This window comes from Catenulispora subtropica, assembly GCF_039531675.1.
GTDB classification, from domain to species: domain Bacteria; phylum Actinomycetota; class Actinomycetes; order Streptomycetales; family Catenulisporaceae; genus Catenulispora; species Catenulispora subtropica.
This window is the reverse complement of sequence record NZ_BAAAQM010000001.1, coordinates 199,647-214,564: the sequence shown is the minus strand read 5'-3', so window position 1 is coordinate 214,564 and position 14,918 is coordinate 199,647. Positions and strand designations below refer to the sequence as shown.

14 protein-coding genes are annotated in these 14,918 nt (G+C 69.7%); 5 read left to right on the top strand and 9 right to left on the bottom strand.

Annotated elements, in window-relative coordinates; translation table 11 throughout:
- Nucleotides 1-75: 75 nt before the first annotated feature.
- Entirely contained in the window at nucleotides 76-987 is a 912-nt protein-coding gene (gene sigJ / locus ABD466_RS00890; RefSeq protein ID WP_344654930.1) for an RNA polymerase sigma factor SigJ, read from the bottom strand.
- A 153-nt stretch (nucleotides 988-1,140) separates the two neighbouring features.
- Here sigJ and ABD466_RS00885 point away from each other — a divergent pair, with 153 nt between their 5' ends.
- A complete protein-coding gene (locus ABD466_RS00885; protein WP_344654929.1) occupies nucleotides 1,141-1,770 on the top strand; it encodes an LUD domain-containing protein in 630 nt (209 codons plus the stop codon).
- On the opposite strand, the gene dnaB is transcribed toward ABD466_RS00885, so the two are convergent.
- The 6 genes from dnaB to rpsF form a co-directional block, all read right to left on the bottom strand.
- On the bottom strand, nucleotides 1,771-4,383 hold the full coding sequence (gene dnaB / locus ABD466_RS00880; protein WP_344654928.1) for a replicative DNA helicase: 2,613 nt from the start codon (nucleotides 4,381-4,383) through the stop codon (nucleotides 1,771-1,773).
- Nucleotides 4,384-4,758: 375 nt separating this feature from the next.
- Entirely contained in the window at nucleotides 4,759-6,237 is a 1,479-nt protein-coding gene (locus tag ABD466_RS00875; RefSeq protein WP_344654927.1) for a N,N-dimethylformamidase beta subunit family domain-containing protein, read from the bottom strand.
- A gap of 192 nt (nucleotides 6,238-6,429) precedes the next feature.
- On the bottom strand, nucleotides 6,430-6,885 hold the full coding sequence (gene rplI / locus ABD466_RS00870) for a 50S ribosomal protein L9 (protein ID WP_344654926.1): 456 nt from the start codon (nucleotides 6,883-6,885) through the stop codon (nucleotides 6,430-6,432).
- An 18-nt stretch (nucleotides 6,886-6,903) separates the two neighbouring features.
- Nucleotides 6,904-7,140, bottom strand: coding sequence for a 30S ribosomal protein S18 (gene rpsR / locus ABD466_RS00865; protein ID WP_344654925.1), 237 nt, complete (start codon nucleotides 7,138-7,140; stop codon nucleotides 6,904-6,906).
- Between the two features lie 111 nt (nucleotides 7,141-7,251).
- Nucleotides 7,252-7,893, bottom strand: coding sequence for a single-stranded DNA-binding protein (locus ABD466_RS00860; protein ID WP_344654924.1), 642 nt, complete (start codon nucleotides 7,891-7,893; stop codon nucleotides 7,252-7,254).
- Nucleotides 7,894-7,925: 32 nt separating this feature from the next.
- A complete protein-coding gene (gene rpsF / locus ABD466_RS00855) occupies nucleotides 7,926-8,231 on the bottom strand; it encodes a 30S ribosomal protein S6 (protein WP_344654923.1) in 306 nt (101 codons plus the stop codon).
- A 271-nt stretch (nucleotides 8,232-8,502) separates the two neighbouring features.
- On the opposite strand from rpsF, the gene ABD466_RS00850 reads away from it, so the two are divergent.
- From ABD466_RS00850 to ABD466_RS00835, 4 genes are all read left to right on the top strand, one after another.
- Nucleotides 8,503-8,868, top strand: coding sequence for a hypothetical protein (locus ABD466_RS00850; RefSeq protein WP_344654922.1), 366 nt, complete (start codon nucleotides 8,503-8,505; stop codon nucleotides 8,866-8,868).
- Between the two features lie 141 nt (nucleotides 8,869-9,009).
- Nucleotides 9,010-9,813: a deoxyribonuclease IV gene (locus ABD466_RS00845; RefSeq protein ID WP_344654921.1), complete on the top strand. Its 804-nt coding sequence runs from the start codon at nucleotides 9,010-9,012 to the stop codon at nucleotides 9,811-9,813.
- Between the two features lie 10 nt (nucleotides 9,814-9,823).
- Nucleotides 9,824-11,008, top strand: a complete 1,185-nt coding sequence (locus ABD466_RS00840; protein ID WP_344654920.1) for a lipid II:glycine glycyltransferase FemX — start codon at nucleotides 9,824-9,826, stop codon at nucleotides 11,006-11,008.
- 34 nt (nucleotides 11,009-11,042) lie between these two features.
- Nucleotides 11,043-12,116: an alanine racemase gene (locus ABD466_RS00835; RefSeq protein WP_344654919.1), complete on the top strand. Its 1,074-nt coding sequence runs from the start codon at nucleotides 11,043-11,045 to the stop codon at nucleotides 12,114-12,116.
- A gap of 34 nt (nucleotides 12,117-12,150) precedes the next feature.
- On the opposite strand, the gene ABD466_RS00830 is transcribed toward ABD466_RS00835, so the two are convergent.
- A complete protein-coding gene (locus tag ABD466_RS00830) occupies nucleotides 12,151-13,716 on the bottom strand; it encodes a N,N-dimethylformamidase beta subunit family domain-containing protein (RefSeq protein ID WP_344654918.1) in 1,566 nt (521 codons plus the stop codon).
- Between the two features lie 17 nt (nucleotides 13,717-13,733).
- A complete protein-coding gene (locus tag ABD466_RS00825; protein ID WP_344654917.1) occupies nucleotides 13,734-14,909 on the bottom strand; it encodes a mannosyltransferase family protein in 1,176 nt (391 codons plus the stop codon).
- Nucleotides 14,910-14,918: the final 9 nt, after the last annotated feature.

Genomic DNA, 14,918 nt, shown 5'->3' with positions numbered 1-14,918 from the left:
CTCTCTGCCTTTGTCCACTCGTAGAGACGTGCGGAGCGGCCGGAGGTTGAGTGTATAGCGACCGGAAGTTGAGTATCAGGACCAGTGACGGAGCTTCTCCGGGTTGCGCACGACCCAGATCCGCCGGATCCGGTCATCGGCGACGTCGAACGCGAACACCGTCACCGTCACACCGTCCTGCTCCGCCACCAGGCCGGGCTGGCCGTTGACCGTGCGCTCCCGGAGCACCATGCCCGCGGGCATGCGCTCGGCGATCTCGACCCAGCCGCGGGCGATCTGCTCGCCGCCCTCGATGGGGTCCAGGAACGACACCACGAGGCCGTTGCTGTCCGCGGTGGCCGTGGCGTCGGGGTCGAGCAGGCCGATCAGGGACTCGATGTCCTTGGCCTCCCAAGCCGCCTTGAAGGCCCGGACGATGCCGGCCTGGTGCCCCGCCGGGACGGCGGGCGTCCGGGCCGCCTCCACGCGGCGGCGGGCCGACGAGGCCAGCTGGCGGCAGGCCGCGGCGGTGCGGCCGGTGATGGCGGCGACTTCGGCGAACGGGTAGCGGAAGACGTCGTGCAGGATGAAGGCCACGCGCTCGGCCGGGGTCATCGCGTCCAGCACGACCAGGAAGGCCATGGAGACCGACTCGTCCAACGTGACCCGGTCCGCCGGGTCGACGGCGGGATCCGCGGGCCGTCGGGCCGCCCACTCCGCGGGCCCGGGCAACGGTTCCGGAATCCACGCGCCCACGTAGGTCTCCCGCCGGGCCCGCGCCGAGCCCAGCAGGTTGAGGCAGATGCGGGTGGCCACCGTCGTGAGCCAGGCGCCCGGGTTCTCGATCGCGCTCCGCTCCTCCGCGGACATGCCGTACCAGCGCGCGTAGGTCTCCTGCACGGCGTCCTCAGCCTCGGCCAGCGAACCGACGAGCCGGTACGTGAGGTTGATCAGCTGCCGCCGCTCGCCCATGACCGCGTCCAGGTCCGGATCGTGTCGGGTGGTCATGACGTCATGGTCTCCTCAGCTCGGAACAGCCCTCTCACCAGACCGACAAGACAACCCGCCGGATTGTGAGGTCGGCGCCCCGCCTCACATCTCGGACCGCCGCCTTGTCGGAACGGATGGAACGAGCACATCACCGATCGAGCAGGAGACGCCATGACCACCCCGACCACCTCCGAGTCCTTCACCGACGTCGCCCCCGCCCAGAGCCTGGAACGCGCGGCGAAGGCACTGACAGACCACGGCTTCACCGTCGAGATCCTCGACGACGCCGCCGCCGCGCGCACTCGCATCGCGGAGCTGATCCCCGAGGGCGCCGTCGTGTTCACGGGCGCCAGCGAGACCCTCCGCCTGTCCGGCATCGACGAGGACCTCAACACCAGCGGACGCTACGACTCCCTGAAGGCGCGCGCCCACACCATGGACCGCGTCACCCAGCGGAACGACATCTGGCGCGCGCTGTCGGTCCCCGACGTCATCGTGGGCAGCGTCGCCGCCGTCACCGAGACCGGCTCCTTGGTCGCGGCCTCGGCCAGCGGCAGCCAGCTCCCCGGCTACGCCGGCGCCGCCCCCCGCGCGATCTGGGTGGTCGGCGCCCAGAAGATCGTGCCGGACCTGCCGGCCGCCCTCCGCCGCGTCGAGGAGCACTGCCTCCCGCTGGAGAACGAACGCGCCCAGAAGGTCTACGGCGTGCCCAGCGCCCTCAACCGGATCCTCGTCCTCAACGCCGAATCCGAGCCCGGGCGCGGCGTGGTGCTGCTGCTGCGCGAGGCGATCGGCTTCTGATCAGCTCTGCGCCATGTCGACGAACCGCGAGTAGTGGCCCTGGAACGCCACCGTGATGTTCGCCGTCGGGCCGTTCCGGTGCTTGGCCACGATCAGGTCGGCCTCGCCGGCCCGCGGCGACTCGCGTTCGTAGGCGTCCTCGCGGTGCAGCAGGATGATGACGTCCGCGTCCTGCTCCAGCGAGCCGGACTCACGGAGGTCGCTCATCATCGGCCGCTTGTCGGTGCGCTGTTCCGGCCCGCGGTTCAGCTGGCTGATGGCGATCACCGGGACCTCCAGCTCCTTCGCCAGCAGCTTCAGCGACCGGCTGATCTCCGACACCTCCTGCTGCCGATTGTCCGGCCGCTTGGAGTTGGTGCTGCTGTGCTGCATCAGCTGCATGTAGTCGATGATCACCAGCTGCAGGTCGTGCCGCTGCTTCAACCGCCGCGCCTTCGCGCGGATCTCCATCATCGACATGTTCGGCGAGTCGTCGATGAACAGCGGCGCCTCCGACACCGGTCCCATCCGCCGGGCCAGCCGGGCCCAGTCCTCGTCCGTCATGGTGCCGCTGCGCATGTGGTGCAGCGCGACCCGCGCCTCGGCGGACAGCAGACGCATGATGATCTCGTTGCGGCCCATTTCGAGCGAGAAGATGACGCAGGTCAGGCCGTTCTTGATGGAGCAGCTGCGGGCGAGGTCCAGACCCAGGGTGGAGTTGTGGGTCGGGATCCAGGACCGCCCGGCCAGGTACAGGTGGTCGCTGTTGGCGACCTCGACGCAGCGCACCGGGACCGAGGCGATCGGACGGACGTCGGTGATGTAGCGCAGGCGGGTGGTCGGGTGGTCGCGCGTCGTCTGGCGGACCAGCTTGCGCGTGAGCCGGAAGACCGGGTCGGCCGGCGTGAAGGTCACGATGTACGCGGTCGAAGTCGCCTCGGAGCGGCCCTCGACGTGCCTGGTCGTCATGGTGGCCCGGTAGCCGAGGCTGAGGATCAGCTCGTGCGCGTCCTGCGCCAGCCGCCGGTTCGTCACCGAGAACTGCACGGTCCCGGTGCGGTCCACAAATCCGTCGCTGTCCAGCAGCCCGGCCAGCAGGGCCCGGCGCTGCCGTACCGAGGCCCGCAGGTAGGCCGCCGGGATGTGCTTGTCCCCGAGCACGCTCATCGACCGCAGCACGCCCTGCACGGAGCCGTGCGCGCTGTGGCACACCTGGCACCGTCGCATACCGCTGGAAGGCCGTCCACAGTCCGGGCACGTCGGCGCTGCCGTCGGCGCGCTGACGAACCGCGCCCGCCCGCCGCACACCTTCCCGCATGTGCGGACCTGCGAGGTCTTCGGTGCGAACGTGACCCCGCACACCACGCAGGCCCGCTCGGTCGCCTCCGGCGACGGGAACCGCAGCGAGTACGCCAACGGCCCGTTCGCCGTGACGGCGTAGCCCTCGTTCTCCAGGTTCGCCACGATTTCCGGGTCGGCCGTGGTGAACCGCGCGGCGTTCGTGTGCCCGACGCCCAGCCAGATGCCGAGCGCGTACGGCGACAGCGGCAGCTCGACGTCTGGCAGCTCCACCGCCGCGGCGACCGGTACCGAGTGGTTCAGGCGCTGGTCGGCGGTCTCACAGCGCAGCGTTCGGGCGATCTCCTCAGTGGTCTTCACCGATCCCGTCACCCGCGGCGGCTGGGGGCCGCCCGCACCGACGAGGGCCTCCTGGGCCGCGCGCCGGGACGCCCGGGTCTCGGTGAACCACTGGTGCTGGGCGTCGGCGACGATGACCGAGCCGTCGGAGAACTCGACCTCGTAGCAGGGGCGGCCGGTCATGACCTCGGTGGCGGCCACCACGCGGGTCGGCCGGCCGTCCGCGCCGAGCAGGAGGTCGCCCACGCCGACCTCGCCCATCGTGGTCCAGCCGGTCGGGGTCGGCAGCGGGGTGTCCAGCGCCAGCGCCTTCCCGATGGCCGGCCGCGCCGCGATGATCACCATCTGCCCCGGGTGCAGCCCGTTGGTCAGCGCGTCCAGGTCGTGGAAGCCGGTGGGGACGCCGGTCATCTGGCCGGAGCGGTTGGAGATGGACTCGATCTCGTCGAGCGCGCCTTCCATGGCGTCGGCCAGGGGGACGAAGTCCTCGCTGGTGCGGGCCTCGGTGACGTTGTACATCTCCTGCTGGGCGGCGTCGACGATCTGCTCGACGTCGCTGCCGTCGGTGCTGTAACCCATCTGGACGATCCGGGTGCCGGCCTCGACCAGGCGGCGCAGGATGGCGCGTTCCTTGACGATCTCGGCGTAGTAGCCGGCGTTGGCGGCGGTGGGGACCGAGTTGATCAGGGTGTGCAGATAGGGGGCGCCGCCGATGCGGTTGATGTCGCCCTTCTTGGTCAGCAGGGCGGCGACGGTGACCGGGTCGGCCGGCTCGCCGCGGCCGTAGAGCTCCAGGATGGCGCCGAAGACCGCCTCGTGGGCCGGCTTGTAGAAGTCGTTGGCCTTGACGACCTCGATGACCTCGGCGATGGCGTCCTTGGACAGCAGCATGCCGCCCAGCACCGACTGCTCGGCCGGGATGTCCTGCGGCGGGGTGCGCTCGAAGCCGCCCTGGTAGGCCTCGTCGGCGGTGTACGGGAGGTCGTCGATGCTCATGTCCCGCCTCCCTTGCCCGCGCCGTACCCGCTTTGAAACCGCGGTTCCTCGGTACGTCGAACGTACGCCGCGGGTCTGACAGTCGGGCCTCCAGCCTCCACGGTACGGACTGAGGCCCCCCACGGTCGAGACGGTCGTCCACACCCCCTGTGGATAACCTGTGGAAAACCTGGGGAAAGCTGTGGAGACACGCCGATGAGCCTGGGGACAGCGTGTGGAAGCCCCCTGTGAATAATGCGACCAACGCGTGATCGCGGAGTCCTGACGTGCACGGGAGCGTCGCCGCGTCGTCCACCGGCTGTGGATGAAAATTTTCCCCGAAGAATCTTGCTGAGGGGGGCGTCCTTTGCTAGACGGAGGCGCTGATCAGGTGGCCTACGCCACCGTCTTCCCCGTCATCCGGTCGAGCAGGTTCCGCGTCGCCCCCTGGATCCGCGAGTCCACGAACCCCGGTGTGGACAGTCCATGGTTCCAGTAGAACGTGCCCGCGTTGAACACCCACGCTCCCGAGTCCTTCTGATGCAGCACGGTGTGCGCCGGCATCTTCGTGGGCTTGTCTCCGCGCCCGTTCCCGGTGAACGGCGACACCGCCAAATAGGTGACCTCCGGCCCGTCCTGTCCCGGCCACACCTGGTCCGCCTCCCCGCCCACCAGGTTCGGGATCCGCTCCCCGGCCCGCACTCCGGTCCCCTGCCAGAACCAGTGCAACGGCGAGTCCACCACCAGCGGCTGCGGCTTGGCGTCGGTCACCACCGACTTGTACATCGCCCCGAGCACCGCCTGCTCCGGCTTCCCGACCACCCGCCACAGGTTGGTCCGCGCGTCCGCCGACCGCGCCCCCGGGTCCGGCCGCTCCTTGTAGCACGTCACCTGCCGGTACTGGACGCCCTCCGCGGACGCGTCCATCCGGATGTTCCAGTACAGGTTGTTCGCGGCCATGAACGCCGCGCTGACGCCCCTGTCGAGGGCGTCCTCCAGCGCCGCGCGCATATTCGACGACCAGTACTCGTCGTGCCCGGAGAACACGAGCGCCTTGTACTTCGTCGGATCGATCCGTCCCGCATGCAAATCGATCCCGGACGCGTAGGAAACGCTATAGCGCTGTGCCTCCACCCAACTCACGAACGCATAGTCAAGATCAAAGTACGTCGGGATTCCGTCACCGACATACGGGCGGTCGAACGACACCCGCGTGGAACAGATGTCCGTCGATCCGTACTGCCCCGTAGGCGTCCACGCGTGGTAGAGGCTCGACCCCACCTTCTCGTCCCACGGATACATGTTGTACGCCTGGTAAGTAGTGAACGGCAGTACCACCAGCAAGTCCGCGTGCTTGTGGTCGTCCCGCACCACGAAAGGCGTCACGCTCCGGTACTTCGCCTCGTTCTCGAACGTCGCGACGTACAGCCCGCTGGTCCAGTCCGCCGGCACGTCCAGCCGCCACGACGCCTCCCAGGGCGCCAGGACGGTCCGCGTCGGCGCCACCACCTCCGGCGGGCTCTGCGTCACCCCGGCCAGCTCGGGGCTGGTGGCGACCAGATCCGAGGCCCGTCCGTCCGATCGCTGGCCGAGCCGGAAGATCTTCACCGTGAACTTCTGCGCCGGGCTCACGGTGACATGGAAGTCGATGGACTCCCCGAGTCCCACGCTCGTCGCGGACGCGTAGCCCTTGATCTGTTGCACGTGGTCGTTCGAGGCCTTGAACCCGATGGCGCTCGGACGCCAGTTCACGTCCTCGCCGTTGGGCAGCGGTGTGGCCGGCGCTATGGGGCGTTCCGGAGGGGAACCCTCGTGAGGGTCATACGGCTGGTCGGACGAGCCGTGGCTCTCCAGCAGATAGGCTCCGCCCGCCACGGCCGCCGCTCCAAGGCTTCCCAGGATCAAGAGGGATTGCCGACGCGATGGCATGTGCACGGGCCGAGTCAATCAGCAGCGGATCGGCCCGGCAAACAGACGAAAACAACAATCGCCCCACAGCGGTAATGCTGCGGGGCGACTGTTACAAAGCTATTACCCGGGGTACTTCAATACCCCGGGAAATCGCTGTCAGGCGGCGACGACGGTGAGCTCCACCTTCGCCTGCACCTCCGGGTGCAGCCGCACCGAGACGGTGTGCGCGCCGACGGTCTTGATCGGGTTCCCGATCTCGATCCGCCGCTTGTCCACGTCCGGGCCGCCGGCCTTCTTGACCGCGTCGGCCACGTCGGCCACGGTCACGCCGCCGAACAGCCGGCCGGACTCGCCGGCGCGGGTGGCCAGGCGGACCTTCAGGCCCTCCAGCTCGGCCTTCAGCTCGTTGGCGTGGGCCAGGTCGCGGACCGTGCGGACCTTGCGGGCCTTGCGGATCAGCTCGATCTGCTTCTCGCCGCCACGGGTCCACGCGATCGCGTAGCCGCGGGGGACGAGGTAGTTGCGGGCGTAGCCGCCCTTGACCTCGACGACGTCGCCGGGCTCGCCGAGACCGCCGACCTCGTGGGTGAGGATGAGCTTCGTGGTAGCCATGTTCTCTCCTCCCCCTTCTTAACGGGTGGTGCTGGTGTAGGGCAGCAGCGCCATCTCACGGCTGTTCTTGACCGCCACGGCGACGTCACGCTGGTGCTGGGTGCAGTTGCCGGTCACACGACGCGCGCGGATCTTGCCCCGGTCCGAAATGAACTTCCGGAGCAGGGTGGTGTCCTTGTAGTCGACGTACGTGACCTTGTCCTTGCAGAAACCGCAAACCTTCTTCTTCGGCTTGCGGAGAGGCGCCTTGGCCATTGGATCTCTCCTGGTTACTTCTGTTCTACGAGTTCGTGGGCCCGTTCGAGGGACCGGAGCTCGGTGCGGGCCGGGGACGGCCCGCGGGCAGGTCGGATGCGCGCGGTGCGCTTAGAACGGGGGCTCGTCGTTGCCGTAGCCGCCCCAGCCGCCGTCGCCGCCGCCGGACGCCCAGGGGTCGCCGCCCCCGGAGTTCCCGCCGCCGCCACCGCCGCCGGAGTTGCCGCCGCCGCCCCAGCCACCGCCGGAGTTGCCGCCGCCACCGCCGTTGTTGCCGCCGCCGGAGTTGCCGCCCCAGCCGCCGCCACCGCCACCGCCGGAGTTGCCGCCGGGGCCACCGCCCCAGCCGCCGCCTCCGCCGCCGCCGGGACCGCCCTGACCGCCGGGCCGGTTCGCCTTGGTGACCTTCGCCGTCGCGTACTTCAGCGACGGGCCGATCTCCTCGACCTCCAGCTCGACGACCGTGCGCTTCTCGCCTTCCTTGGTCTCGTACGACCGCTGGCGCAGCCGTCCGGAGACGACCACCCGCATGCCGCGGGTCAGCGACTCGGCGACGTTCTCCGCAGCCTGCCGCCAGATCGAGCAGCGGAGGAACAGCGCTTCGCCGTCCTTCCACTCGTTGGTCTGGCGGTCGAAGGTGCGGGGGGTGGACGCGACGGTGAAGTTCGCGACCGCCGCACCCGACGGGGTGAAGCGCAGCTCGGGGTCGTCGGTCAGGTTGCCGACGACGGTGATGACGGTCTCGCCTGCCATGCTCAGGTCCTCAAACGTGAGAGCGGAGTGTCTTACCGCTGGTCGGGACGGATGACCTTGGTGCGGACGACGGTCTCCGAGAGGTTCGCCTGACGGTCGAACTCCTTGACGGCGTCCGGCGTGGCCCGCACGTCGACGACCGCGTAAATGCCCTCGGCGACCTTCTTGCCGCTCTTGGTCTTGATCTCGTAGGCGAGCCGGCGACGGCCCCAGACGTCGTTCTTCTCGATGCTGCCGCCCAGGTCGCGGATCACCTTGAGGAATCCGTCGAGGGTCGGGGTGATCGAACGCTCGTCGAGGTCCGGGTCCAGGATGACCATGACTTCGTACTGACGCATATGCGTAACCCACCTCCTTTGGACTATGCGGCCACGGTCTCTCCGTGGCAGGAGGGTTGTGCGCGTCTCCTCCGAGCGGGATCGCCCTGCGTAACTCGCCGACGGCGACGCTACTCCGGGGTACCGACACTCGGGGAACGGTCCAGGGTACCCCGGCGCGGCGCCCGGATTGAAATCCGTGTCGGACCCGCGGATGCTGGGTACTGGTCCGATTACCGTTTGTGGTCCGCTGTGCACTGTTGATCGAGAACAGGTGAGCGAGGTGGCAGGCATGACGCAGACGACCCCCGGCCCCGGCACCGGCGACTACGGCCCCGAGGTGGCCGGCCATCCCGGATCGACCGCCGCCGACTACCGGCTGGACCCGCGTGAGCGGCCCGGGTTCCACATCGGCTCGCACAACCAGGAACTCGCCCTTTCCGCGAGCGCGGTGGTGCTGGCCGTGGTCGGCGCCGTGCTGATCGCCTGGCCCGCCGCGCACGTCGTCGGCAGCTGGATCTCGCTGGCCGGCATCCTGGTCGGGCTGTACGCGCAGCTCACGTCGGACACCACGTACGAGCGGATGGTCAACGTCTGCGCGATCGGCCTCGCCGCGGTGGCCTTCGCGTTCAACATCCATCACGGCGGTCTCTGGTAGTCCACAGGCTCCGTCAGCCTCATAGGGCTCACAGGACTCACAGGACTCACAGGACTCACAGGCGAACCACTGTCCACAGCCGACCCGGACCCCGGGCCGGCTGCCGGGCTGTTGTCGGACCGACCCGTTAGCGTGGCCGACATGGCTATGCGCATCGGCTCCCACGTCGACAAGGAAGACCCCATCGCGGAGGCGGTGGCCCGCGGGGCGGACGCCGTCCAGATCTTCCTGGGCGAGCCGCAGAGCTGGAAGGCGCCGACCGTCGCCTACCCCGGCGGCGCCGCCGCGCTGAAGGCCGCCGCCGAGCAGGCCGACCTCGCGGTCTACGTGCACGCCGCCTACATCATCAACGTGGCCTCGCCGAACAACCGGATCCGCATCCCCAGCCGCAAGCTGCTGCAGCAGACCGTGAAGCTGGCGGCCGAGGCCGGGGCCCGCGGCGTCGTCGTGCACGGCGGGCACGTCGCCGCATCGGACGACCCCGACGCCGGCTTCGAGAACTGGCGCAAGGCGGTGGACCAGCTGGAGCAGCACTGCCCGGTGTTCATCGAGAACACCGCCGGCGGCGACCACGCGATGGCCCGCCGGCTGGAGGCGATCGCGAAGCTGTGGGACGCCGTCGGGCACAGCGGCATCGGCCTGTGCCTGGACACCTGCCACGCCTTCGCCGGCGGCATCCCGCTGGAGTCCGCGGTGGCCGACATCAAGGCCGTCACCGGCCGGATCGACCTGGTGCACGCCAACGACTCCCAGGGCGGCTTCGACTCCGGGGTGGACCGGCACGCCAACTTCGGCGAGGGCGTCATCGACTCCGCCCGGGGCGAGGGCGCTGCCCTCATCGCCCAGGTGATCGCCGAAGCCGGGTGCGACGCGATCTGCGAGACCCCGAACGGTCCCGAGGCGCAGGCGGCGGACATCAAGTTTCTCCGGGAGCGCGTCGCATAAGGTTGGCCCCATGGTCTTGAGGGTGCGGACGCTGAGCCGCGAGGAACATGTGGCGTTCATCGAGGAGCGTGCGGCCGAGAAGAACGCCGCCACTTCCGTCAGCTTTCTGCAATGCCCGTCCTGGGGTGACCTGAAGACCGACTGGCGCGCCGAGTCCGTCGGCTGGATCGACGACGCCACCGGCAAGGTCGTCGGCGCCGGTCTGGTGCTGTACCGGGACCTGCCGATCCCGAAGCGCGACAAGCTGCCGTTCCTGCGCCGCTCGCTGGCCTACCTGCCCGAGGGCCCGATCCTGGACCTCACCGCGCCGGAGACCGGACAGGCGCTGAAGCTGCTGCTCGCGCACCTGCGCAAGCGCCGCGCGTTCACCGTGAAGATGGGCCCGCAGCTCGTCTCGCGCCGCTGGACCTCCGAGAACCTGAAGAAGGCGATCGCTGAGGCCGACGGCGGCGTGCGGTTGAAGGACATCAAACCGGACTTCGAGGATCCGTCCGCGCTGCGCGTGATCGAGGCGCTGCGGGCCGCCGGCTGGTCCCGCAAGGAGTCCGAGGGCGCCGGCTTCGGCGACTTCCAGCCGCGCTACGTCTTCCAGCTCCCGCTGGTCGACGACGAGGGCGAGCCGCGGAGCCTGGAGGACATCCAGAAGGGCTTCAACCAGCTGTGGCGCCGCAACATCAAGAAGGCCGAGAAGAACGGCGTCGAGGTCACCGTCGGCGGCTACGAGGACCTGCCGGAGTTCCACAAGCTCTACGAGGTCACCGCGAAGCGCGACCACTTCACCCCGCGTCCGCTGGCCTATTTCCAGCGGATGTGGAAGGCCATGGAGTCCGAGGACCCGCGCCGGCTGCGTCTGTACCTGGCCCGCCACGAGGGTGAGCTCCTCGCCGCCACCACCCTGGTCACCGTCGGCGACCACGCTTGGTACTCCTATGGCGCCTCCGCCGACCACAAGCGCGAACTGCGGCCCTCCAACGCGGTCCAGTGGCGCATGCTCAGCGATGCTCACGCGGCCGGGTGCAAGGTTTACGACCTGCGCGGTATCAGTGACACTCTGGACCCGTCGGACCACCTGTTCGGCCTGATCCAGTTCAAACTGGGCACCGGCGGCCAGGCCGTGGAGTACCTCGGCGAGTGGGACCACCCGCTCAACCCCTTGCTGCACCGTGCCTTCGAGCTCTACATGGCCCGCCGCTAACACCTGCCTCGCCCCCGTAAAAGGAGCCGGATCCTTGTCCCTGACGCTGCACGTCGACACCGCACGCTGGCGCGCCCATCAGGACGAGGTCCTGGCCCGGTACCCCGACCTGGTGCCGGTGGCCAAGGGCGTCAACGGCTACGGCCTGGGCATCCCGAACCTGATGGCGGCGGCCTCCAAGCTCGCCGCCGGGGGCGTGGAGATCACGGCGGTCGGCACGGCCGCCGAGGCCGAGGTGGCGAAGGACCACTACTCGGGCCGCCTGCTGGTGCTGATGCCGTACCTGCCCGGCGAGGACGTCCGTGACCTGCCGGACCGCGTCATCCGCACCGTGACGAGCGTCGAGGCCCTCCAGGCGCTTCCGGGCCGCCGCACGGTCGTGGACCTGCTGACGTCGATGCGCCGCTTCGGTATGGCGAAGTCGGAGATCCCGCGCCTGCGCACGGCGATGGAGTCGGACCAGGTCCGCGTCGAGGGGTTCTCCGTGCACATGCCGCTCGACCGCGTCGCCGGCGACCGTGGTGGGCACGACTACGTCCGCGAAGTCAGCGACTGGGTCGACGCTCTTGTGGATGGAGGGATCCCGGTCCGCACACTGTTCGTCAGCCACCTGTCTCCGGACGAGATCGGCACTCTGGCCAAGCGCCACCCGGGGACAACGGTGCGACCGCGCATCGGGACCGAGCTGTGGCTCGGCGACCGGAAGGCGTTGCAGGCGCGCGGAACGGTGCACAGCGTGCAGCAGGTGCGGAAGGGCGACCGGTTCGGGTACCGGCAGCACAAGGTGCGCGGTGACGGGTACCTGGTGGTGGCTTCTGGCGGGACGGCGCATGGTGTGGGGCTGGAGAACCCGAAGAACTTCGGACGGGGCGTGGCGGGCATGATGCCGCGGGCGAAGTTCGTGGCGCGGGCCGGTGCGGCGCTGCTGAACCGGACGATGTCGCCGTTCTCGTGGCAGGGCAGGACTCTGTGGTTCGCCGAGCCGCCGCACATGCAGGTTTCGGTGCTGTTCGTGCCCGCCGGGGTGACGTCGCCGGAGGTGGGGGAGGAGATGCCGGTCGAGGTGAGTCCGGTGATGACGCACTTCGACCGGGTGGTCTTCGACTAGGCGCGGGACCAGGGACTAGGCGCGGGACCACGCCCTAGGCGCGGACCCGCGCGAAGAAGTTCGCCATAGCGCGGGTCACTCGCTTGTCCTGATACGTCGGGTGCCCCAAAGCCAGCGGCCACAAGAACGTCCCCGCCGTGAACACCCAAGCGCCGCTCGGCGCCCGATACACGCTCGTGTTCTGCACGAACCGCGTCCCGTTGGAAATCGTGTACGGCGACGCGGTCAGCAGTGCCTGCTCCTCGCCCTTCGCGCGCGGCATGTCCTCGAACAGCGAGTCGGCCTCGCCGCCCAGAAGACCCGGCAGTTCCTCGCCGTCCTTCAGTCCGGTCCCGGCCCAGAACCAGTGCCCGGACTCCCGCACCACCAGCGGCAGGCGGCCCTTGATGATGCCGCTGTACTGGACGCCCATCAGCTGCTGCTCCGCGCGGGGGTGTCCGTCGCCGGCGCGCCACATGCCCGTGGGGAAGTCCTCGACATGCGGGTCCTCGAAGCCCTTGTAGCAGGACATGGTGCGCGTGGCTTCGTCGTAGCGGACGTGCCAGTAGGCGTTGTTGGCTGTGAGGAACGCCAGGGAGGTGCCCGCCGCGACCGCCTCTTCGGCGTGGCGGTACATGTCGGTGGACCAGTACTCGTCATGGCCGGCGAAGATCAGGCCCTTGTACTTCGCCGGGTCGATGCGTCCGGCGTGCAGGTCCAGGCCGGTGGCGTAGCTGAGGTCGTAGCCCATGCCCTCGGCCCATTGGATGAACGACTGCTCGCGGACGAAGCCGTCCGGCAGGCCGTCCGCGAAGTAGGGGCGGGCGAAGGACACCTGGGTGGCACGGGACGGGTTCGAGATCCAGCCGCGTGCGTCGGCGGAGAACTTGGCCTTCAGGTCCGGGTCGCTCTCGGCCGCTTCCTTGGTGACGTAGCCGTAGTACACGTTGCGGCCGGTGATCCCGTCGCGCGGCCACCAGTTGTACGCCTGCCAGCTCGTGGACGGCAGCACGACCAAGAAGTCAGCCGTCGCGTCGTCGTCCCGCACGACGAACGGCACGTAGTTCCGGAACCCGTCGCCCTTGTCGAGCACGGCGAGGTACGTCCCCGGAACCCACTCCGCGGGCACGTCCAGAGTCCACGCCACCGGCCACTCCACCGCGATCCGGCCCGTCTCCGCGTCCGGCGTCGGCACCGGCTGCGGCCCCGCCTCCAGCCTCGGCGACACCAGCATCCGCCGGGCCGACGCACCACCGTAGAAACCCAGCCGGTACACCGAAACCGTGAACGCGCCCGCCGGCTCGGCGGCCACGTGGAAGTCGATCGCCGAACCCACCGCCACCGAGTCGGTCGAGGCGTAGCCCTTGATCTGGCGCTCGTGATCGGTCCCGGCCCGCGACTTCCCGGCGCCCATCCGCCAGTCCGCCGAACCCGGCCGGGCGTTCTCCGCCGTGATGCGATTGCCGCCGGACGGCAGCACCGAGGCGGGCAACCCCGCCCGCGGATCGCCGAGCTTTCCTGGCCCGGACTTCACATGAGCGGCACGCAAAACAGCGCGCGCGGCCGACGCCGTGTTGGTCTTCTTGGCCAGATCGCGCAGGAACTTCGACGGGCTCGACATGCGACCGATCGTAGTGCTCAGCCGGCCCACTGCCCGGACAGGAACAGGACGGCCACGCTGACCATGATCGGCGCGACGCAGCACACGTAGAGCGTCTTCACCGCCGGCCGCCGGACCGCCCAGGCGCCGACCATCGTCCACAGCGGCCACCACAGGAGCATCGCTCGCGGCACGGACATGAACCACGTCGTCGTCCCCAGTGCCAGCAGCGACAGGCCGACGTAGACGGCCTCCGGCCACCGGCGGCGGGTCAGCAGCAGCACCGTCAGCGCCAGGCCCGCCACGAAGGCCAGCAACTCCAGCTGGAACACCCACGCGGTGTGGTCTTCCTGAGTCCCGCCGAACGCGGCGCGCCAGGTCTCGTTCCAGGCCGACTCCGGGTCCCGGAACGTCCGGAACCAGCCCACCGCCTGCGCGTGCTGCCAGGCGAACCAGTCGCCGGTGTTGCGGTGGAGGTACGCCATATATGTGAGCGTCGGCAGTAGTGGCACAGCCAGCAGCGGCAGTTGCTGCCAGCGCCGACGCTCGGCTCCGGCGAGGAGGAACTCCACGGCGATGGCGGCGGCGAGGAACAGGCCGTTGATCCGGACGGTGCTCGCGCCGGCGGCGAGGAGGACGGCGAGGACCCAGCGATCCCGCCGCGCGGCCAGCCACGCCGGGAAGGCGCATGCCGCGAAGAGGCTTTCGCTGTAGCCCGCGGTGAGGAACACCGCGGCAGGGGCGAGGGCGAAGAAGAGGACCGCGTTGGCGGCGCCTTGAGCGCCCGCGCGCTCCTCGTCTCCGGCCCTCTCGTCGGCGGCGAGCTTCCCCAGGGCCACCACGGCGATCGTCCCCGCCACGAAGGACACCAGCAGCCCCGCAGCCGTCCAGTTCCACACCAGCAGATGCACGAACCACATCGCCATCGGGAACCCTGGAAAGAACGCCACATGCGTCGCCTCCGCGCCGGACCCGAAGTACCCGTCGCGGGCTATGGACACGAAGATCCCGGCATCCCAGCGATCCCACCGCGCCAGCCACGGCCCCGGCGGCTCGGTGCCGGTCGCGAACAGCCACGCGGCGATCCACGCCAGCACGATCATGCCGAGCCGTGACGGGCCCCAGACCCCCAGCGCCGCCCGGCCCTCCGCGCCGAGGCGCCGGCCTATGCCACCGCCGTCGGCCGTCGCCTCCGGCGCCGACCCCGCGCTCACGTCGTCACG